16 protein-coding genes are annotated in these 20,779 nt (G+C 35.4%); all 16 read left to right on the top strand.

Annotation, left to right across the window (positions count from 1 at the left end; all coding sequences use genetic code 11):
* Positions 1-54 precede the first annotated feature (54 nt).
* Positions 55-558, top strand: coding sequence for a phage terminase large subunit family protein (locus tag T523_RS09290; protein ID WP_232229043.1), 504 nt, complete (start codon positions 55-57; stop codon positions 556-558).
* Positions 555-2,159 carry a phage portal protein gene (locus tag T523_RS06050; protein WP_052334660.1) on the top strand — a complete coding sequence of 535 codons (1,605 nt, stop codon included), beginning with the start codon at positions 555-557 and terminating at the stop codon, positions 2,157-2,159. Before T523_RS09290 ends, T523_RS06050 begins: the two co-directional genes overlap by 4 nt.
* A 121-nt stretch (positions 2,160-2,280) precedes the next feature.
* On the top strand, positions 2,281-4,455 hold the full coding sequence (locus T523_RS06045; RefSeq protein WP_198016035.1) for a phage minor head protein: 2,175 nt from the start codon (positions 2,281-2,283) through the stop codon (positions 4,453-4,455).
* A 66-nt stretch (positions 4,456-4,521) separates the two neighbouring features.
* Complete coding sequence (locus T523_RS06040; RefSeq protein ID WP_156929601.1) at positions 4,522-4,860, top strand: hypothetical protein; 339 nt, start codon at positions 4,522-4,524, stop codon at positions 4,858-4,860.
* Between the two features lie 491 nt (positions 4,861-5,351).
* Positions 5,352-6,404: an XkdF-like putative serine protease domain-containing protein gene (locus tag T523_RS06035; protein WP_042708027.1), complete on the top strand. Its 1,053-nt coding sequence runs from the start codon at positions 5,352-5,354 to the stop codon at positions 6,402-6,404.
* Positions 6,405-6,439: 35 nt separating this feature from the next.
* Entirely contained in the window at positions 6,440-7,471 is a 1,032-nt protein-coding gene (locus T523_RS06030; protein ID WP_042708155.1) for a phage major capsid protein, read from the top strand.
* A gap of 16 nt (positions 7,472-7,487) precedes the next feature.
* Positions 7,488-7,847: a carboxypeptidase-like regulatory domain-containing protein gene (locus tag T523_RS06025; protein WP_042708026.1), complete on the top strand. Its 360-nt coding sequence runs from the start codon at positions 7,488-7,490 to the stop codon at positions 7,845-7,847.
* 141 nt (positions 7,848-7,988) lie between these two features.
* Positions 7,989-8,297: a hypothetical protein gene (locus T523_RS06020; protein WP_156929600.1), complete on the top strand. Its 309-nt coding sequence runs from the start codon at positions 7,989-7,991 to the stop codon at positions 8,295-8,297.
* Positions 8,298-8,377: 80 nt separating this feature from the next.
* Positions 8,378-8,737, top strand: coding sequence for an HK97 gp10 family phage protein (locus T523_RS06015; RefSeq protein ID WP_156929599.1), 360 nt, complete (start codon positions 8,378-8,380; stop codon positions 8,735-8,737).
* 301 nt (positions 8,738-9,038) lie between these two features.
* A complete protein-coding gene (locus T523_RS09020) occupies positions 9,039-9,263 on the top strand; it encodes a hypothetical protein (protein ID WP_156929598.1) in 225 nt (74 codons plus the stop codon).
* Between the two features lie 64 nt (positions 9,264-9,327).
* The gene (locus T523_RS06005; RefSeq protein ID WP_052334659.1) at positions 9,328-10,602 is read left to right on the top strand and encodes a phage tail tube protein; all 1,275 of its coding nucleotides are present in this window, start codon (positions 9,328-9,330) and stop codon (positions 10,600-10,602) included.
* A gap of 40 nt (positions 10,603-10,642) precedes the next feature.
* Positions 10,643-11,104, top strand: a complete 462-nt coding sequence (locus T523_RS06000; RefSeq protein WP_042708022.1) for a hypothetical protein — start codon at positions 10,643-10,645, stop codon at positions 11,102-11,104.
* Positions 11,085-11,243 (top strand): hypothetical protein, encoded by a 159-nt coding sequence (locus tag T523_RS09015; RefSeq protein WP_156929597.1) that lies wholly within the window; start codon positions 11,085-11,087, stop codon positions 11,241-11,243. The genes T523_RS06000 and T523_RS09015 overlap by 20 nt, the downstream gene beginning before the upstream one ends.
* Before the next feature lie 114 nt (positions 11,244-11,357).
* A complete protein-coding gene (locus T523_RS05995) occupies positions 11,358-15,800 on the top strand; it encodes a phage tail protein (RefSeq protein WP_042708021.1) in 4,443 nt (1,480 codons plus the stop codon).
* Positions 15,797-17,953: an Ig-like domain-containing protein gene (locus tag T523_RS05990; protein WP_052334658.1), complete on the top strand. Its 2,157-nt coding sequence runs from the start codon at positions 15,797-15,799 to the stop codon at positions 17,951-17,953. Before T523_RS05995 ends, T523_RS05990 begins: the two co-directional genes overlap by 4 nt.
* Before the next feature lies 1 nt (position 17,954).
* Complete coding sequence (locus T523_RS05985) at positions 17,955-20,777, top strand: phage tail family protein (RefSeq protein ID WP_042708019.1); 2,823 nt, start codon at positions 17,955-17,957, stop codon at positions 20,775-20,777.
* The last annotated feature ends 2 nt before the right edge of the window (positions 20,778-20,779 follow it).

The raw sequence follows: 20,779 nt of genomic DNA, 5'->3' as shown, positions 1-20,779 counted from the left end.
GATTTCCAGAATAGTAAGGTTCATGACAATGATATTATTTTACATACAATTGACATGCCGAAGCTCAGGTACTGGGATTTTGCTGCTTCTGGTGAAAAAGGAGACGCAACAGCAGGAATACTCTCAGCATGGGACGGAGAATACCTATACTTCCTAAAACTCAAACATGGACGATACAAAGCAACACAAGTATTAACTTACTATGTTGAAACAACACTTCAAGACGGAAAAGAAGTAGTATCACGTATAGAACAAGAACCAGGTTCAGGTTCAAAGTTGCTTATTAAGAAGTTTCAGAGAATGCGGAAACTTCAAGGTTACCATATAAGACCTGATAAATTGTCAAAAAATAAGGATGGGGATAAGCTTACTCGTAGTTTTGACCTTCAAGCACTTGTAGAAGACCATAAAGTTAAAATAGCTTCATCTATTTTTGATAAGGTTGTGAATGAGCTTGTAGAGTTTACTGGTGAGGAAGGTGGAGAAGATAATATTGTTGATACTTGTACAGGGAGTGCAAGGTATTGGCTTAGACCTCGTAGGAGAATTAGAGTATGAAAAACAAGAAGAATAATGAGAATAATGTTAATCGTAAGTCAGATTCATTTATTGTAACACAGAAAGATGATGACATCAATTTAATATCTAGTAGTGTACTTGAACAGTATGCTATTAAAGCAGATGTGAATGCAGACGGTACAAAACAAGTCCGTACCGATGGTTGGGATTATAATCAATTATTAGAACCATTATATGACCCATACCGTCTTACAGAGTTGCTTGATTTGTATACTTATCATGAGCTTTGTTGTGATGCAGTAGCTGCTGATAGTAGTGGAAATGATTATACATTCAACCCAATATCCAACCAAAAACAGACAGATGGGGGTTTTGATAATCAGCTTGTAATTGACTTTTTTGAAAACCTTGAACCCGGAATAAACGAAGTTCTTTACAAGCGAATGTATGACCGCAGAGCCATGGGGTACGGTGCAATAGAAGTAGTACGTGAAGATAGAAGCAGAAGTCTGCCAGTTTCTTTAAAACCTATACAAGCACACACACTACGCCGCCATAAAGATGAATTCCGCGTAAAACAGAAAGTCGGAACACGTGAAGTCTGGTTTGTAATTTATGGTAAGAATATTGTTGATGGTGTACCTGTTGATGTTGATGCAGATACAGGTGAAATCTGCCCATACAATAGTTTACCTGCTGAGAAAAGAGCAAACGAACTATTATGGACTGAAGAATACACTCCACGTACTCCTTATTATGGACGTCCACGGATTGTAGGTTCACTTCCAGCTATTCAAGGAGACCTTTCACGTGCAGCATACAATAACAGTTTCTTCTCCAATTATGGTGTACCTGCATTTGCAGTAACTGTAACTGGAGATTTTACTGATTATGATGTTGACCCTGATAATCCTGAATTTGATTATACCAAGACTTTGAAGTATAAGATTAGTCAGCAGCTCCGAGAGGTTATGAAACATCCACATTCTGCTGTTACTATTCTTGTCCCGTCTGAGGGTGAAGAAGGTAATGTAGAGGTGAAATTACAACAATTATCAGTTGATAGTAAGGAGGCTTCTTTCCGTTTGTATCGTTCTGATAATCGTGATGAAGTTATTAATGCACATAAGGTACCCCCTTATAGGGTAGGAGTAAATATTACTGGTACTTTAGGCGGTAATAATTCAGAAATTAGTGATGAAATTTATAAAGACGGTACAATTACTCCGCTCGTACGTGCAAATGAAGATGACATCAACTTCCTTCTTAAGAATGAGTTTGGACTTTCAGATTGGAGGTTCCAGCTTGAAGGTATAAACAAAAAGAATACAAAAGAAGAGTTTGAAATAGCTAAGAGTCTTGTTGAACATGCTGCTATGACACCAAATGAATTACGGGTTTATTTTGGTGAAACTTATGGTTTAACTCGTAGTGAAGATACATTATTAGATCTGTTTTATATGAATGGTAAAGCATTAGATGATACTGCAGTAGACCTTCCAGCGGCAAATGATAAAGTTCTTGATGACCTTGAAAACAGTTTATGGGGTTTAGATAATGACAAATCAGAAGACAATCAAGAAGATACAGAAGATTCATCAGTCAAGAAAGCTCTTAACTCTCTTAACAGGACTGGATAATGAAACAAGACTCCTTGAAAAACAACTAACATTACAAATCAAAAAATTTTATAGCTATTTACAAAAAATTATCCTAGACGAATATCTAGATACCCCTGAAGAACAACACAAACTCTTTCAAATGAAAGTACCTATCTTAATTAATAAAGAGATGGATTTATATGAAAAACTTCTTCAAAGGTATAATATTAAAGCAGCAATTCTTGGTTTAACATATGGTAAACTTTTAACAGAATATAGTTTCAATCAAGCAATACAAAAAAAAGACGATAAAATAGCTACAAAAAACAAAGAATACCTTGAATTCCACAAAACCAACCCCAGGGTAGAACAATTAATCAAGGATAATACAAAATTATCAACTGAATATACTAAAAAAAGATTAAACAAGGAAATTAACAATGTACTCTCAGATGCATACAATGAAGGTCTTGGAAGAGAAGATGTAATCAAGAAACTACAAGCAAAATTCTCACAACTAAAACGTGCTGACGCATACAGGATTGCAGTAACAGAAATAAACAGTTCCAGGAACACTGCAAACTATCAACAAATACAAAATGATAAAATTTCATATAAACAGTGGGTTACTGCAGAAGATAACCGTGTAAGACCAAGTCATGTAGATCTACATGGACATATTACAAGTACAGAAACAAGATTTAGCAATGGTCTACTATACCCTGGAGATAAATCTGGGAGTATTAAAGAGTGGATTAACTGTCGTTGTGTAATATTACCTTACCTTATCCCATGGGGTAAAAAAGCACCTGGTCTTGTGGAGTTTACAGAGGCAGACCTTCTCAATCAAGAGGAATGGACTGCTGAAGACATATTCAAAAAATTCAAAAACCCCCAAGAAGGTACAGCTAGAGCTCAAGTTTTCAGTTTAAATCCTGAAGAAAAACAAATCTTGATGGATTTTAATAAAACAAATGATACTGGATTATTAGTTAAAATTCTTAATAAATTCAAAAATAAAAAACAGGCTGCAGTTAATATGATAAAAAATATTAATGGTACTAAAATTCAGCCAAGAAAAACAATATTCCTCACATCAAAAGAAGACCAGAAAGTCTATGCTAAATTATCCTCCCCAGAGGAATGTGCTGACTTTTTCGAACTAAAATACAGACCACAAATTAATAAAGCTACTGGGAAAATTGAAGCTATTATTTTTGAAGATACAAAAAATAATACTGAAATATACTTTGATGATTATTTCATAAATGGTAGAGGTGGAAAAAATTTACTTGATTGGAAAAATAAAGGGACTAAAGAATATGATTTGAAACAAATTCTAAGGTTTTACGATGAAGCACCTTCCCTGTCAAAAGCATGCACTAACTCAGTAGCTATCACCAAGATTGAAAGTAAAAAATTAAAAGGTACTCTTGGATGGACTCACCCATCATATCCCTATGAAGGAGATAGGAAACAGTCTAATAGAGTTAATTTGTGCCCTATAAGTTTTAAGCAAAAAATAAATGAACGTGGAAATCCACAACAAACAATGTATCATGAAATGGGACATTGTATTGATTTTTCATTCATGAAAAAAGAATCTGCTGAAATTATACAAAAAAGAGGAGGAGTACCAAGAGGGGTAAATTTTTATGGTTTATCTTATAGTGATGAGTTTGTTCAAATCAGAAATAAAAGAACTATTTATCAAAAAGAACATGGAATGAAAGAGAAAGGGGCTTCATGGTATGGGGATAAAAAAATTAGTGAAGATTTTGCTGAAACAATGGCAATGGCAAGTTTTTACAAAAATCCAGATAAAACAGCTGCAGTTATGGAATATTATGGAGAGAAAGGCTATTATTTTGTAAAATATAAGGATTGGCTTCCTTCACAAAAACCAACATATGATTATTGTGTAGACATATTAAAAAATTATAATCCTGCTAAAAGAACATATCCTCCAGAAAATCATTATACTATCCGGGAAGCATTATTAGATGAAAAAATCTATAAAGCAAGAGGGCATGAAATAAGACCTACTCCTGAACAAATAGATGAATACAAAAGATTATCTCTTACAGACAATCTAAATAAAAGAGATATGGAAAAATTAGAGTCTCTTGATGAAATTATAAGACTTAGTGAATATACTGCAAGGAATTTTTCAAATCGCAGATTCTTAAAGGCAGAATATGAAGATTTCAAAAAATTATATAATAAAAATCAAGACTACTTTGGTTCAATTAGTTTTGATAATTATGTTGAAGGTGGTTTGAATAGTTCAATACAAAAACTTCATAAAAATGATTTGAAGAAAAGAAAAAAGTAAAAGTAAAAAATATATATTTAATTGGATATATATAATAGTACTAATGACATAATGAGGTTAATGGTTATGGAAACTGTTAGTGAAGTGCTTAAAAGATTCAATCTTTCATTAGATTTAACCCCTGAATTATTATCACTTGAAGTTAAAGGGGGTTATAATAAATATGAAATTGACGAAGATGATGATGAAGATGAATATATAAATAAATCAATTGCTTATATTTTTACTTCTGATTATCAAAAAGACAAAGATAATACTGATGATCCTAACGATGAATATATTGCTTTACTTATAATTTCTGTTTCAGAGGATGACTGTTCTGTCGCAGATCTTATTCAACCTGCACCAGGTAGACCTGGTATGGGGTATATATATAATAGTAATGGAGATTGTGCTATAACTTAAATTTAAATTTTTTTATGTTGTTTATTTTATATTGTTTCTTTTTCTGTAATTAACAACTAATTACACTTTTTTTCTTTCTTATTTTACATGTTGTTTTTTTTGGGATAGCTATTCCCTTTTTTTATTGTATTTCTTTTTTTTGGGTGGTTCTATTTGTCCACCTTATATTATTGAAGGGAAGAATAAAAAAAATATTGTTTATCATTAGTTATTACCTCTGATTATTAAAAGAAAATTAAAATATTGTTGTTACTTGTTTGTGTGTGTTAAAATTTTCGTGTTTTATTCTGTTTTAACACATATTGTTTTACTTTTATAATTTAATTCAATTAATTTTTTACATCTAATTTTAAACAATTATTAAAGCTATTTGATTTAACTAATGTTGAAATAGCTTTAAATTCTAGATTTGTTAAAGCTTCTTTTATTTCATCCCTTCAATTCTAATTTTAAAATAAAATAATTAAAAACAATTATAAAGGTGATTTGCATTGAAATCACTACAACAAATATCACAAAAAAGTGATAAAACCAACGAACTACTTTTCACTGCCCCAGTAATGATACCAGGAGAAGCAGACTGTGATTTCCACCGTGGAGAAAAACCATTCACAGCAGACGAAATCCGGAACATTGCTGAAGCATACAAAAACTACGGTATAGTAGAAAAAGACCATGACTACCTATTCACCCACCAAAAGGTCGGTGTAGCGGAAAAATCATGGATTACAGATACACCAATGACCCTGAAATATATTGATGGTGAGGAAACCGTAATACCTGCCGGTACATGGATGGCTACAACCAGAATCACAGACCCCACAACCATAAAACGGGCACTAAACGGTGAATTCACTGGTTACAGCCCCACAGTACTAAACCGCGAACTAGCACAAAAAATACAAGAAGCAGGCATGAAATCTTCTGCAGGAAAAATTATACATGATATTGATGATCCTGTAGGTTTTGCTATTAGTCTTGTTAAAAGTCCATGTTTGCGGAAAGCGAAATTTTGTGAATGCAACAAAGAAAAGAATAATGAACATAAAGATGATATTATGGATGATGTAACTTTTAAAACACAATTAATGGATTTTCTTGGCTTAAACAAGAATGAGGCTGAGGAAGAAGTTTCTACAAAATCAGAAAAAGAAGAAGTAGAGACTGTAGAGCATGAGGATTTTGTAACTGTACAGGATTTTGAAAAATTTAAAGATGAATTCTTTGCAGCTATGAAATCTAGTAAACCTAGAAAACAGAAAAAACCTGAACCTGATGAACCTGATACTGCAGAAGACAAAAACAATGCTCCTGCAGAAGACACTTTATCAGATGAAGATATTGATAAAAAAATAGCTCAACTTCAAGCACAAATCCAAAAACTTCAAAAAATGAAAAAAGGCAGCAGCAATGATGTTGCACAGAAAGGAAAAGCATTATCTGAACATGAAATCAGAGAATCCACAGCAACCAAATCTGATGCACAAACTGTCTACGAAATCATGGGTAGAAATCCTTCTACACACATGAAAACCAGAAAATAAAGAAAAAACAATTATAAGTAAATGGAATGATAATTATGGATAATTCACAAATACTTAATCAACTTGTAAATGAAAATGAAAAAGCAGCATTCAAATCCATGTACACAGACATGGTAACTGGGAAAGCAATCCTTAACCCAGAACAATTAGGGCAATTCCTCCGTTATGCTACCTTACCTCAAACCATTCTTAACGATGCTAAATTTGAATTAATGAATCGTCCTAAAAAAGAATTAAACAGGACTGGAATTAATGGAAGAGTACTCACAAATGGTTATAACAGTGCTGGAGTAACAGATGGTTCAAATATCACTGCAGCAGATGTAGACTTCGGTGCAAATGAATTAGATGTTAAAAAACTTAAAGCAATGTGTGAAATCACAGATGATGAAAAAGAAGATAACATTGAACAAGCACAATTTGAACAAACACTCCTTGCAATGATGGGAGAAAGAATAGGGGAAGACCTTGAATACTGGGCTTTATTTGGGGACACTACAAAAACCTCAGATGGTCTTCTTGCTACAAATGATGGTTGGTTAAAACTTGCTGGTCAACAACTCAAAAGTAAAGGTGTAGATTCTGCTGCTGGTAATTTTGACTTGGAAAAAGGAACTGTTGAAGACATGTTCGATTCCATGATAAAAGCAATGCCTTCAAGATTCAGAGACAGAAACAACCTTAAATTCTATGTTCCTTTCGAAGTAGAAGATGCATACAGAAACCTTCTTAAATCCAGAGGAACTGCACTTGGTGATTCTACTCAAACTGGCTTCAGCGGTCTTGCATACAAAGGAATCCCAATCCAACAATGTGTAACACTTGATGCGGAAGATGCAAGAACTGTTACTGGGGATGTGAAATGTACACTTCAAGACCCAAGAAACATGAACTACGGAGTCTACAAACAGATTACTGTTGAACCAGAAAGAGAAGCAGCAAAAGAAAACACTAAATACTGGTTCAGAATGAGAGCTGACGTTCAATACAATTTCACAGAAGCAGCAGTTGTAGCTTCAATCAGTACTGAAGAAGCAGGAAAAATCCAAGAATCCCACAAAGTATAAATGGGGGGTTTTCTTGATGAATAAGCTTCCAGAATGGAATGAACTTACAGGTCTTCAAAGACAATCCACTAAAGCCTTATGGGGTATTCTTTGTGATGCGATTAATGGTGTTGAAGATACAAGTGTGTCTTCAACATACAATCTTAAATGCAGTATCACAGATGAAGAAGATAAACCAATAAAAGATGCACAAATCCGCCTCCAGGGGGTTGAATCTTATTCTGCAGTTACTGGTAGTGCTGGAGGCTGCACAATCAAAGCAGTACAATCTGGCAAATACAGTATCAGTATTGAAGCAGAAGACTATAAGACATTAGAGGATATAGTTGAAATCAAAGGAAATTCTAGTTTAAATTTCAAATTACAAAAAAAATAGCTACAAAAAAACCCCAATATGTGTGGGGGGTGAGGTAATATTATGTATTGTAGTATAGAAGATGTAACAAACCTAACTGGGGTTAAAAGCAAGCAATGGTTCAAGAATTCAGATAATCCTGAAGAGGAATTACAGAAACTCTTGGAACAGTGGATTACTCTTGCTTCTGATGCAATTGACAAATATTGTAACAGACAATTTCCTAGTTTATCTGAAACCACCACTCCACCAGGGACTGTACGTTTAGCTTGTAGTTTGATGGTTTCTAATTTAATGGCTTTTGCACAAACAAGAAGAGACACACCTATTATCAAGCATAATGATTGGAATGTAGACTTCTTAAAAGTAGAATTCATGGATGATAATATCCGTGAAATGCTTGAAGAATACCGTGTCAGTAAAGTAAATTCTAGCAAATTATCAATATTCACAATCTACAGAGAGGATTAATTATGATAAGATTCACTGTAGATCTACAACGAACTGGAGTAGACCCATCATATGTAACCCGGAATGTCATCCGTGGGACAATGAAATATTCTAGTGAAGAATTAAGAAGACAATTAACCCAGAACAGCCCAAAAGGAGAAACCAAATTCCTTTATGCGTCTTGGTATATTGAAGAAAGTGGAGATTTACAAAGAGCAGTATATTCAGACGTTAAATATGCTGAATGGGTTAACAATGGAACTGGACTTTTTGGACCTAGGCATGATGTTATCCGTCCTCGTCGTGCTTCTGTACTTGTTTTCAGTGTACATGGTGAGACAATTTTTGCACGTTATGTACGGGGGCAGAAAGGTCAGAAGTTTGTTGAAAAAAGTATTGAGAATGTTCAAGATAGACTTGATGAAATGTTTGCTAGAGCATTACAAGAAAACTACAATTAAACATTAGTGGGTGTGTATTTTTATGAATAGACCTAGTTTTGTAAAAGCATTAAGCAGAATACAACCTGCAATACTAGAAATACTAGAAAAAGAACATACAAAAGAAGGACTCCTCAGTGATGTAGATGAAATATATTTGGGAGACAAACAATTACAGGGGGTTGATTATCCCGCTATCTGGATTGTTGAAGACAGAGTATTTCTTGAATCTACTGGGGTAGGAAATCAGTCTGAAATGTATGTTGCACGTTACAATTTCTTTGCAATTGACTATGACAGTGAAGACCCCACAGAAGGGCAAATGAAAAGCAGAAACCTTGCATTACGGATAGGAAAAACCTTAGAAAAAGGTTGGAGATTAACAAACATTGATAATGATAATCCATCAAGGGGCAAACTATTTGATAATATGAAGTTTCAAGAACTCCTTGTAACTGGAGAAGACCCCAACGGGGCAAGTAATAGTATTAACATGTCTGTTATTGTCTATGACTTCAAACTTCGTGCAAAAAGGTTCTGCGGATAAAGAACTTAAAACTTAAGAAAATAATTAATTAATTAATTAAAAAAATGAATAGAGGTAAATAAATATGGGACTTCGTGTACTTGGAATAAAAGAAGAATCCACTTACGGAAAACCAGCAGTAGCACCAGACTGGCACCAACAAGCAACCAAACTCAGCGCTGCACTCAACGCTGAACCAGTAACCAAAACTGGTGGTTCAAGAATGATTAAACGTGCAAGAGCTGGAGCAATCAAACCAACATCAAGCTTTGAATCAGTAGTAGATATGAAAAGAATAGGACACTACATGAAAGCATTCCTTGACAACTATAAATTCACAGCTGGAACAAAAACAAATTCACATGAATTCTGGGGTGGAGAATCAACCAGTTTGAACAGTTTCACATTATGGGAGACTTTCGATGTAGCAGAAAAAACAATCGTAGGAGCATTACTTGACGGACTCAAATTAGAAGTATCAGATGAGTACATGACCATGGCTGCAGATTGGATCTACAAAGATGAAACAATGGAAAGTATTGATGCAAACACTTACAATCAAGTGTTAATCGATGGTGATATCCCAGTAATGTTTTATGATGTTAGTGTTGAATTAGATAATGATGTACCTCCCGGAATCGTATCATCATTCAGTTTTGAAGGTAAAAACAACCTTAACCAAGATAAAACAGTTGGTCTTGGTAGTCGTATGCCTCAAAGGAAAGCAGCAGCACAACAAAGAGAAATCACACTTAGTATTGTTTCAACATTAGAAAAAGAAACATTAGAACTTATTCAGAAAGCTGAGTATGGTGAAGCTGGAACATCTCCTTCTGAATGTAAAATCTACAAAATGCCGTTAAAAATTATTACAAACATTTGTGAAGACCGTTCAGACAAATTAGTAATCTTCTTCCCAGAATGTCTTGTAAGTGTTGAATATGAAGGCTCAGAATCTGATGAAATTGAAGTAACATTCAACCTTCAAGCTGTAGGTACTGGAAAAGCAACTCTTAAAGATGGAACTAGTGTAATAACTGATATGTATGTTGAATTAATCAACAATCAACCAGAGATAGCTGCTAGTGCTGAAGGTACTGCAACAAACGTAACAGTCAAAGTAGTAGATAAATCAGGAAAAGCAGTTGAAAATGCAAATGTAACTATCACCTCAAGAGATGATAAATCTATTAATATTGCAGCTGCTGCTACTGGTAGTGATGGAACTGTAACATTCCCTAGTGTGATTTATGGTAGGTATTCTACTTCAATTGAAGGATACACTATCAACAAGAATGGTTTGTTCAGTGTTAATGAGTCTACTGAAACAATTACAGTTACAGCAACAAAAAACGAATAGCTATTTACTAGTAAAAAGAATATATGGAGGATAACAGATTATGGCTAGAAAAATAAACATTTCAGATATTATTGCAGGAAAAAACAACGTAAAAGCTTACCCAATCAAATCACTTGAGGGTGAAGTATATCTTCGTCCATTAACTCAAGGAGAAATCAATGAAATTAGTGAGATTGAAGCTGCAGCTATCGGTACTTTTGAAACAAATGAAAAAGCAAACAATCGTACCGCAAGGTCAAGGAATATCAAATCACAACTCGAAAGTAAAGGAAAATTATCTGTTTTGAAAACTACTCAAGCTCAAAATCAAGCAAAAATCAAAGCAGTAGTATATTCACTTGATAATGAACAAAACAAAGATGAAAAAGAAAATATCACTGAAGAAGAATTACTTAATGCTCCTTCAGTCGTTATTAATGAAATCTATGAACACGTTCAAAGAATATCTGGATTAAATAACCCAGACCTTGAAAGTGATGTAGATGAATTTCCTAAAGACTGATGAAGCAAAAAACATTATCTGGCTAGATTATTGTGGATATCATATAGCTGATAATCAGAATAATCTTACTTTTATCCAGAATATCTTTATCAGTAAAGGAAGAATGCAATTGTATGAGGAAATGAACCGTGTAGAATAGCTATACTGCCATTTTGGTTTGTTTCCTCCTCTCTTTTTTTTAGAACAAAATTTATAGCTATTTTTTATATAAAAATTCTTTATTTTTTTATTTTTATTTTTAGAGGTGAATAAATTGGTCTCACAACACATTATAAACATTATACTTAAAGCTGAAGACCAAATATCAAAAACCGTGGAGAAAGTTAAAAAATCAATGGATGATATGGGAAACACCTCAAAACAGTCAATGAGCAAATCAACACAAGCCTCAAATCAGTTCAGAAATAGCTTATCCTACTCAGAAAAGGCACTCCGTGAAATGGACATGAGTTTACTCCAATCTGGTAAAATTGGAAAAACAGCTTTTAATAATCTTACACAAGCTCAGAAACAAGCATTAATGAGTACAAAAAGCTACGGACAAACCGTAACCAATGTTTACACAGCAATTGCAAACAAAACCAGGATTGTTGGAATTGGTGCTTCAGAAGCTGCAAACAGATTACACCAAATGAAACTAGATCCAAGCCTTGGTTCAAATCTAGATCGTGCAAGGTTGAAAATATCTCAGATGGGAGTTGATATTTCAAGTACCAAGGGTAAAATCATGGTCTTGGGGACTGCTGTTCGTACTGGTCTTGGAAATAGTTGGGAGATAATCAGGTCTAAGGTTCATAGTGTAGCAAGCAGTATCCGTTCAAGGCTTGGTTCTGCTATAGATTCAGTGAAATCAAAGGTTACTGGGCTTGGAAATAGCTTCCAAACCATGGGTGGAATGATAGCAAGTGCCGTTGGTGCAATGGGAGTCAATAGTATTAAAGACCTTACAGTGGGTTTGAGTCTGTCTCGTGAAAAGATGAGTAGTTTGAATACTGCGATTATGGGTTCTAAGACTGCTAGTGATTCACTCTTGAATAGTCTTGATACAATGACAAATACAAGTGTTGTTGGTATGGATTCAATGGTAAATGCTTTAAACAAGATTAAATTATCCACTAGTATGAGCAATGAACAACTTGCGGGTACTAAAGAGGCTGTTATGAAGCTTGGTGAAGCTAGTATCTTGATGGGTAATGATACTGCAACAGCAGCTTACCAGATGGGAGAAGCATATTCTGGTCTTAATGGTGATTTCCAAATACTCAAAGAGAATTTCGGTATCACAAAAGAAAAAATGAAGGCTATGGGCTGGAGTGGTGAAGCTTCAGATGTAGAAGGATACACAAGAGCATTAAATAAATGTCTTGGTGGTCTCGGAGACCTTGGCGGAGTAATGGATACTACAAGTGGTAGTATTGAAATGCTCAAGAAAAGGTTCCGTGTAGCAGGAAGACAAATCGGTGATGAATTAACACCGTACATTAAGAATGCTTGTGATGCTTTCCTTGAACTTGACCGCACAACACCCGGCTTAACCAAGGGTATTATTGCTGTTGGTGGAGCTATAGCTGGATTTGCAACAGTAGCACCATACATCAATGATTTTGCAAAACCAATGTCAGACGCAGTATTCAGTATTAAAACATTGGGTGGTGCTGCAAAAGATGTTGGAAGGTATATTAAAGATGGTTTTACTGCTGCAAGAACTGCAGTAGACCTTTTGACTGGTGCAACTACATTGAATACTCTTGCTGAAGAAGGTAATGCATTTGCTGCAGGTCTTCTTAGTGTCAAAACTTCACTTTTAGCTACAAAGAATTTCATTGCAGCAGTTGCTACTGGAGATTTGGCAGCAGCAAATGAGATTTTGAATGCTTCATTCCTTGCAAGTCCTGTTGGTCTTGTTGTAGCAGGAGTAATAGCATTAGCAGTAGCTGCATATGAAGTTGGAAAATACTTTGGCTGGTGGAAAGATATTCCTACAATGTTTGAAGCAATGACCGCCGGAATTAAAAGATTATGGGCAGCATTCATAAACAACCCTGACGTTCAAGGATTGATTAAAGGTATTAGTGATGCTTTTAATTGGCTTTGTGATGCAATAAAGCCTGTTACTGATGCTTTTAGTAATGTTTTCCCTGAATCTGCTACTGGTGAATTTGATATTGTACGGGCTATTATTGATGCAGTTGGCTATTCCTTCCAAGTCTTGAAAGGAATATTGATAGCTATTACTGTACCTGCTCAAGCAATGATTGAAGTAATCACTCAGATTATTGAAATCTTATCACCCTTATTGATACCTGTCCTTGAATTGATTGGTCAAGTACTCTTAGATATGGTTTCTGGTCTTTTACAAATAATTGACTTGTTTGCACAGTTTGGAGAAGGTCAAATCACATTATCCGAACTATTAACCGGTATTTGGACTATACTTCTTGATACTTTCACACTTATCTTAACCACTATTGTAACTACTATAGCTGGCTGGATTATTCAAATAGCTACTATGGCACTACAAGCGGGTATGAACTTTGTATATGGTATTATCTCTTGGATTAGTCAATTACCTGGTCGTGTTTTTGCTTGGATTATTGCTACTGCAAGCCGTATTGCAGCAGGTGCTTCCCGTTGGGTGAGCATTGGTAGGAGTCGTGCTTCTAGCATGGTATCTGCAGTAATATCATTTATTAGTCAGTTACCTGGTCGTGTTGCAAGCTTTATTCTTAGTACTGCTGGTCGTATTGCAGCAGGTGCTGGTGCATGGATTAGTAATGCAAGAAGCAAAGCAGCAGGAGTAGTCTCAGCTGTAGTAGGGCAAGTCTCACAACTCCCGGGAAAAGTGTATACTGAATTCATGAACATTGGTTCAAGGATTATGAGTGCTGGTTCTGACCTTGTAAACAAAGCAAGGCAAATAGGACAAAATATCGTAAATGGAATGTTAAATGCTATGCATATTCATTCTCCTGGTATTATTCAGAAGAAGGTTGTGAAAGAGTTTGAAGATACTCTTGCAAATGTTGCTGATATGACAAGTCAAGCAGAAAAAGCAGGAGCAAACGTAGGTGAAAGTCTTGTTTCAAGTTACAAGAATTTTGAATTACCAACCCAGACTTTGAATGTTGAAGCAAACACCACACAAAGCAATAGTGCTGATAGTGATGATGGTGATGAAAGAGCACAAGAAGAAGTAGCAAATCAAAACAAGACACTAGCAAGCATGGTTGCAAATGTAAATCAAAAATACAATCAAATGAAATCACTTGCAGGAATTGACCTTTCACAATTACAACTAATGAATACACAAGCATTCACCAATATCCGTGCAAATGAAATGACTCAAATGAACCTTATGGCAAACCATATCAACAGTAGCCTACTTAAAATCATCAATTACACTCAAACAGGTCTTCTACAAACAAGCAATATCACAAAAGACAATTTAAACAAAATGCAAAACAGCACCTCCAAAATCACAAAAGAAATGGTGAAAGCTTGGAATAGTATGAAGAATAGTATTGTTTCTGCAGCAAAAAACATTAAAAACGAAGCTACAACCCACTTCAACACCCTATCCTCCACAATAGGTGGATTCTACCGCAAACTCCAAAATCCAAACCTTTGGGGTGCAGGACCATCTAATTCTGGTATGATGCAAAGAAACCGTGTTGTAGGAAGAGCAAGCAGTGGTGGAGCAAGCAGTGGAATGAGTCTAATGAGCAGTATACTTGCAAACAGTATCCGCCGTGAAAAAAACATACCACAGTACATTACACCGCTTCAAGCACAAAGCATACCATGCCTAACCTCAGGAAATATTGAATACAATACCAATAATGGTAAAATAGATACAACAAGCCTTATCCGTTCTGGAGCATTATCTGGAGTATGTCTTGACTGTGCTTCTGGTGCTGGTGCATGGGAAAATACCGCAGCACCAAACATCAAAAAAATTAAGGATACTACTAATAATTGGAGTATGAAAGGACCAGCTATCCACACTGGAGCTGGAAACATTCAAACAGGTCTTGCTTTCAAAGTAAAAGACTTTGCAAGCGGAACACCTAATATAAGTTTCAGTGCTTTTAAACAGATTGGGGCAGCATTATTTGCTCCTGGTTCTGGAATACCTTATGATCACTACTGCGATAGTGAAAAATATGGTACTTGGCAAAATGCAATAGCTGCAGGCAGATGTAATTGTAGTGATGGAGCAGACGCATTACTTGCTCTTGCAAGGACCTGTGGTTTCCAAGGTGAAAAAGTCCATTGTTATTGGGATGGTGAAGGTCATTTCTGTACACGGATTAATGGTGAAATCTTGGATACAACTGCAATGCAACAAAGAGGAATGTGGGTATCTTCAGCAGTTACTGGTTATGGTAGTGGTCCTGCACCAAAACGTGTAGGTCGTCAAACTGTAGCACGTAGCAGCGGATTCACAGAAAACAATGAAGAAAACACCCCTGATAATGGGGAATTCACATTAAACGGTGAAATCACAGTAAACCACACCTTCGAAGGCTTACCAGAAAATGTTGATGAAGATACTATAGTCCGCATGATCCGTGAAACAACAGATAGTGATAACTGGATTAAAAACCTTGCAAATAATATCCGCTTCCAACTTGAAGATGCAAAGGCAAAAACAAGGCTTGAAAGAAAAGCAAACAGAAGTAGAGGTATAACATGAAAAAATACACTGTATACCCCGATGACACCCGGGGAATTGGTAATATAATGAACAGTATAAGCAGTACTGATGAGATGCTGGGGAGTAATTGCACTCCCTCCCTCACTGGTCAGAAGATAACATATGATAATATTGATTTCCCCGTTTTTGAGATTAAATTAAAAGGTGAAACTGCATTACTCACAATTGACGCGGAAACCTGGAGTATTGAACCTAATGGTGAGGTAGATCTTGTTGCAACACTAAAGAATACTGAAGGTGAGGCAATAAGTAATGTTGATGTATACTTCTATGAAAACGATATACTATTAGGTTCTAGTGAAACTGTAGATGGTACATGTCAATACACTTACAGCAGTGATATAAGGGGTGATCATACTATCATCGTTAAAACATTAGATGAACTTCAGTATGATGCTACTAGTACTAGTGTTCATGTGTTTGTTTATCATACTACTAGTCTTGAGATTAGTGTTTCTCCTTCTGTGATTGATTCTGCTGATACAATCACAGTTACTGCTGATTTAGGTTATGATGAAGGTGCAGGTGTTGTCGCTGGTGAATCTGTTGAATTCTACAACAACACTACATTATTAGGTACTGGGGTTACTGGTGATGATGGTGAAGCTATCTTCACGGTAAGTGCACATGACCTAAAAACCACAAGTGATAATGTTAAATTTTATGCCCGATTTGGGCAGACTGTTCAGTATCTTGCTTCTGAATCAAATACTGTAGAATCTGTGATAAATCTCAGTAAACCGATTATTGTTCTTCAGTACCCAATACAACAGTACAACATGGGTGATACTGTGCCTTTAACTGTTGTTGTAACTGATAAGAATAATAATGCACTTGAAGGAATACAATTAACCCTCACCGCAGGGGATATAACATTAAATGGGGTTACTGATGAGACTGGTGAATTACAAGCAGATTATACATTCACAGCAAATGAAGATGTAGAAGTAACAATCACAAATACTGCTGATAACTTCTTTGAAGCAGTAACCACAACAGCAATCGTCAAATGTGGTAAGCTTGCAACAACAACTAACCTTACATTGAATAGTAGTAGTACTAGTATTAGTTTTGTTGAAGATTATACTCTTGTTGCAACTGTCTCCGCCGCTGATGAATCCACACCCACAGGGGACGTGGTATTTTATGAAGATGACACTATTATAGGCACTGTCTCTTTATCGGCTGGTTCTGCACAATTACCATACAATAATGGTAGTATTGGTGAGCATGAGTATTATGCTGTTTATAATGAAACAAGCAATTATCTTGCTTCCACAAGTCAAACAAGCAAACTAACAATAACAAAGGACACCCCACGGCTTACTGTTCTTACGGGGGACTTGTATCAAGGCTGGTACACTGCATGCATACTAACAGACAGTAAAGGAAACCCTCTTGGTAATAAGAATATTGTTATCAGCGTTAGTCGTGATAATTCAAGTTTCACAGATTACAGTCAAGTCAGCACAACGGACGGTAAGTCTAAGTTGCAGATGAATTGGTCTCCTTGCAAAGTATACAGTAAATACATCTTTAATGGGGACTCTCAGTATAATAATGTCTCAACAAACACTACATTCACAATCAAAAACCCATTATCACAAAGAAAAGTAGGTAATCCAATGGTAAGTAATCCATCTAGTAATAGTGGTAATTATAGGGCTTGGACTGATGTATCAACGGATGGGGAAATCAATCCTTGTGGTTGTCCTTCTGTAGCTTCAAAGTCTGGTACATATAGGATACCTGCAAATCTTCAAAAGAATAATTGGGGTTTCACAATACCTTCATCAGCGAAGATTAATAAGATTGTTTGTGAGTGGAGTGCAAAGAATGGTACTCAATCTTCAGTTGCTGTTTGTATCAACATACCTGCAGCAACAGTAACACTTGAAGGTTCTGGAAATGGTAAAACACTAACGGGTACTGGTGTTGTTGGGGGTAAGAATACTTTCACAAAAAGTACTGTAACATGGAATAATCCTGGTTCAACAGCTGCAAGAGTAAGTTATAAGGATATGCTACTTACATTAAAATTTGGTGCAAATACAACAGGTAACACTGGGAATTTCTATGTCTTAGGACCTATATTGACTGTTTATTATATTCCAGCACAGGGGGAGATTTAATATGGCTAGTCAGAAAAGATATGCAAGCAATATCACCCAAACAACGGGGAAATATAGTAATGAGAAGTATTATCGTACTTGGAGCAACCTTAACAACCTAAAAAACAGTGGTGGGGTCTCTTATTGTGGTGTACGGTCAAATAATGATAATTACACTATGATTGGGAGTAAAGCAGGAACATGGAATCGTCCTTCAACAATCAACCTTAAAGACTTCAAATTCAATATCCCGGACGGTGCAAGAATTACAAAAATCCGTGTGGGGTATAATCATGAAAGAGTCAAATATAACAACTGCTACGGTAGCTTTGCTGCACCAACAATCAGATTATTGAATACCCGCTATTCTAGTAAAGGATATAGTCTTCCTTTTGATACAAACAAGAATAAGTCATTTGTAACTGAATTCACAAACACCATCACTACTAACACCATAAATAGTGGTAATTTTGGGGTTCAAATCAACTACCCCGCAAATACAAGTGGGAATGTGTGTCAAATCAAGCTTTCAAATGTATATATTGAAGTAATCTATGAAGATTATGAATTCTACCTCAACACAACAACAGAAAGCAGTGAAATCTACAATAATGAAGAAACCACCGTAAACTTAGCTATTTCTAGTAAAAATAAGACGGTTTCATCTTATACATCGAAAATAGAATTCACACTACCAACAGGCTTAACCTTCAAAGGCAAAACAGCTGGTGAAGGAACATTTACCGTTACAGGTCAAAAAGTAACCTGGACAGGAAAATTCCTTAACCAAAGAAGCATTAATGTATCCTTCAAAATAAAAGCAACTAGTTTAGGTAGTAAATTAATTACTTTCAAGGAAACTGAAGCACTTGTAACAACAAAGCTTCTTTTAGATGTTGTTGAAAATAATGCAAAATTAACATGCAATTATGACAATGTACATACTGAAAGAGAAGAATTCAACATACAATTTGACCTTACAGCAAAAGAAACGGGACTTCATGCTGATACTGTTACAATAACCTTCCCCGAAACAATAACTGTCAGTAATGTTGATTCAAACATCACTGTTAATCCGGGACAGAATAATGTTTTCGTTATAAATCCTGATTTTATGGATACTACTGGTAATTTTGTTAATTTCACTGTTTCTTCAAGTACTAGTGGTTTACAGCATTTTACAAGTGTATTTAATAATCAGACTGTTGTTTATACTGTTAAGATTAAACCTTCTGACCTTACAGTACCTTATTTTACTTGTATAAGGCTTGATGAACATGAATTAGACCGTCTCGGGGACGGTAAAACCTATAATGTAACTAGTATCTTAAAATGTGTTATAGGGGAGGAAAATCTTGAAGTATATGACCCTTATGATTACAATTACCGTCTTGGTGTGTTTAATGCTCCTGAACAAACAGGTTACACTGCATTAGACTATATCAGCAATGCGGTTTGGAGTGAACCCGTCTCAGAAGTGAATTCAGAGGAAGAAATAAGTATTGACTTTGATTACTCACGGGACTGCCCGGTAATTATCTTTATTACTGGTGAGTATCTTGAAGCAAATGCACGTGCTATCAAACTACAATACACCTACCCCGTAGTCATGGAGAAGGAATTCAAAGAACACTTAGAAGAACCTGGAATATTCCCCTACCCAATCAAGAAAATAGCTACTGTTGATGAATACTGCATATCAGAATTAAACACTCAATCAACAACAAACAATATCCGTGCATACAAGATGGATATGTCTGGTTTGATTGTGAATGAAAATACAGTAGTACAAGGAATAACAGTAGATTTTGATATTAATTGTGATTCAGAATTTGCATTATTAATGAAATTGATAACTAATGAAAAGACTGGTCAAAGAAGTATAAACATTAATGAAACAACTGGACATGCAAGTATTGGTGGTCAATTTGACCTTTGGGGATTGGATTTTGAAGATTTCCTTGAAGACAACCTAGAAAACGTAGAATTAGAAATCAACCTCAGCAACCCTTTCAGTCATGATTCACACATTGAAATCAATAACCTGCATGTAACATTCCATTACATTGAAGTTGCTGATTCTGTTGTGAAGGCTTGGGTGAATGGTAAGGATCTAAGATATTATAATATGTTCCTTGAGTCTGTTGTTGTACCTGCAGGAACTGAAAACGAAGTAAAGTATCTTAATGTTGATGGTACTGATTCTACAGTAGCATACCGTAGTAATATTCAGAAAAAGAAAATTAAAATCAAATTCATTGTTGGAGGCTGTGATATCACAGAAACAAGTCAATTCATGGAGCGGATTGGTCGTCTATTCAGTAATGAAAGAGATAAATTTAATAAACCTATCTTGAATACTATAGAATTCAGTAATTACCCAGACAGAGTATGGTATTTCTTGATGGAGGATTCCATTGATTCTGAAGTTGAATTTGCAGATTACGAAGGAAAAATTGAATTAATTGTCCCGTCTGGTACTAGCTATTCCAAAACACCGAACATAAGTAATGCTTATGGTGTTAATAGTAGTATTGCAAAGATAAACCCAGAAATTTACGTTATAGCTACAGAAAACATTTTAAACATCACAGAAGAGTTATCTGGTCAGAAAATGGTTATCCGTGATGATAACCTAGCTGGGAAACTCTTGCGGATTGATTGTGCAAATAGACAAGCATATGTCCTAACAGAATCAAATGAGACAATCGGTGAATATGTGAACACTAGTATCACAAAGAGTGTTGATTTCAATTCAGATTGGTTTATCGTGTACGGGGAGTATCGTTTCAACTGCAACAACACTGGAAACATTCAATCAGTTAGTTTCTATGAGAGGTGGTAGAT

The sequence above is a fragment of the Methanobrevibacter wolinii SH genome, assembly GCF_000621965.1.
GTDB classification, from domain to species: Archaea; Methanobacteriota; Methanobacteria; order Methanobacteriales; family Methanobacteriaceae; genus Methanarmilla; species Methanarmilla wolinii.
This window is presented reverse-complemented; position numbering and strand designations above follow the sequence as displayed.

What these genes read in the sequence shown, in the direction of transcription:
- T523_RS09020 (WP_156929598.1), top strand. Translation starts at nt 9,039, where the DNA reads ATGAAAAGCAGAAACCTTGCATTACGGATAGGAAAAACCTTAGAAAAA.
- T523_RS06015 (WP_156929599.1), top strand. Translation starts at nt 8,378, where the DNA reads ATGAAATATTCTAGTGAAGAATTAAGAAGACAATTAACCCAGAACAGC.
- T523_RS06050 (WP_052334660.1), top strand. Translation starts at nt 555, where the DNA reads ATGAAAAACAAGAAGAATAATGAGAATAATGTTAATCGTAAGTCAGAT.
- T523_RS06025 (WP_042708026.1), top strand. Translation starts at nt 7,488, where the DNA reads ATGAATAAGCTTCCAGAATGGAATGAACTTACAGGTCTTCAAAGACAA.
- T523_RS05990 (WP_052334658.1), top strand. Translation starts at nt 15,797, where the DNA reads ATGAAAAAATACACTGTATACCCCGATGACACCCGGGGAATTGGTAAT.
- T523_RS06040 (WP_156929601.1), top strand. Translation starts at nt 4,522, where the DNA reads ATGGAAACTGTTAGTGAAGTGCTTAAAAGATTCAATCTTTCATTAGAT.
- T523_RS06045 (WP_198016035.1), top strand. Translation starts at nt 2,281, where the DNA reads ATGAAAGTACCTATCTTAATTAATAAAGAGATGGATTTATATGAAAAA.
- T523_RS09015 (WP_156929597.1), top strand. Translation starts at nt 11,085, where the DNA reads ATGAATTTCCTAAAGACTGATGAAGCAAAAAACATTATCTGGCTAGAT.
- T523_RS06030 (WP_042708155.1), top strand. Translation starts at nt 6,440, where the DNA reads ATGGATAATTCACAAATACTTAATCAACTTGTAAATGAAAATGAAAAA.
- T523_RS09290 (WP_232229043.1), top strand. Translation starts at nt 55, where the DNA reads ATGCCGAAGCTCAGGTACTGGGATTTTGCTGCTTCTGGTGAAAAAGGA.
- T523_RS06000 (WP_042708022.1), top strand. Translation starts at nt 10,643, where the DNA reads ATGGCTAGAAAAATAAACATTTCAGATATTATTGCAGGAAAAAACAAC.
- T523_RS05985 (WP_042708019.1), top strand. Translation starts at nt 17,955, where the DNA reads ATGGCTAGTCAGAAAAGATATGCAAGCAATATCACCCAAACAACGGGG.
- T523_RS06005 (WP_052334659.1), top strand. Translation starts at nt 9,328, where the DNA reads ATGGGACTTCGTGTACTTGGAATAAAAGAAGAATCCACTTACGGAAAA.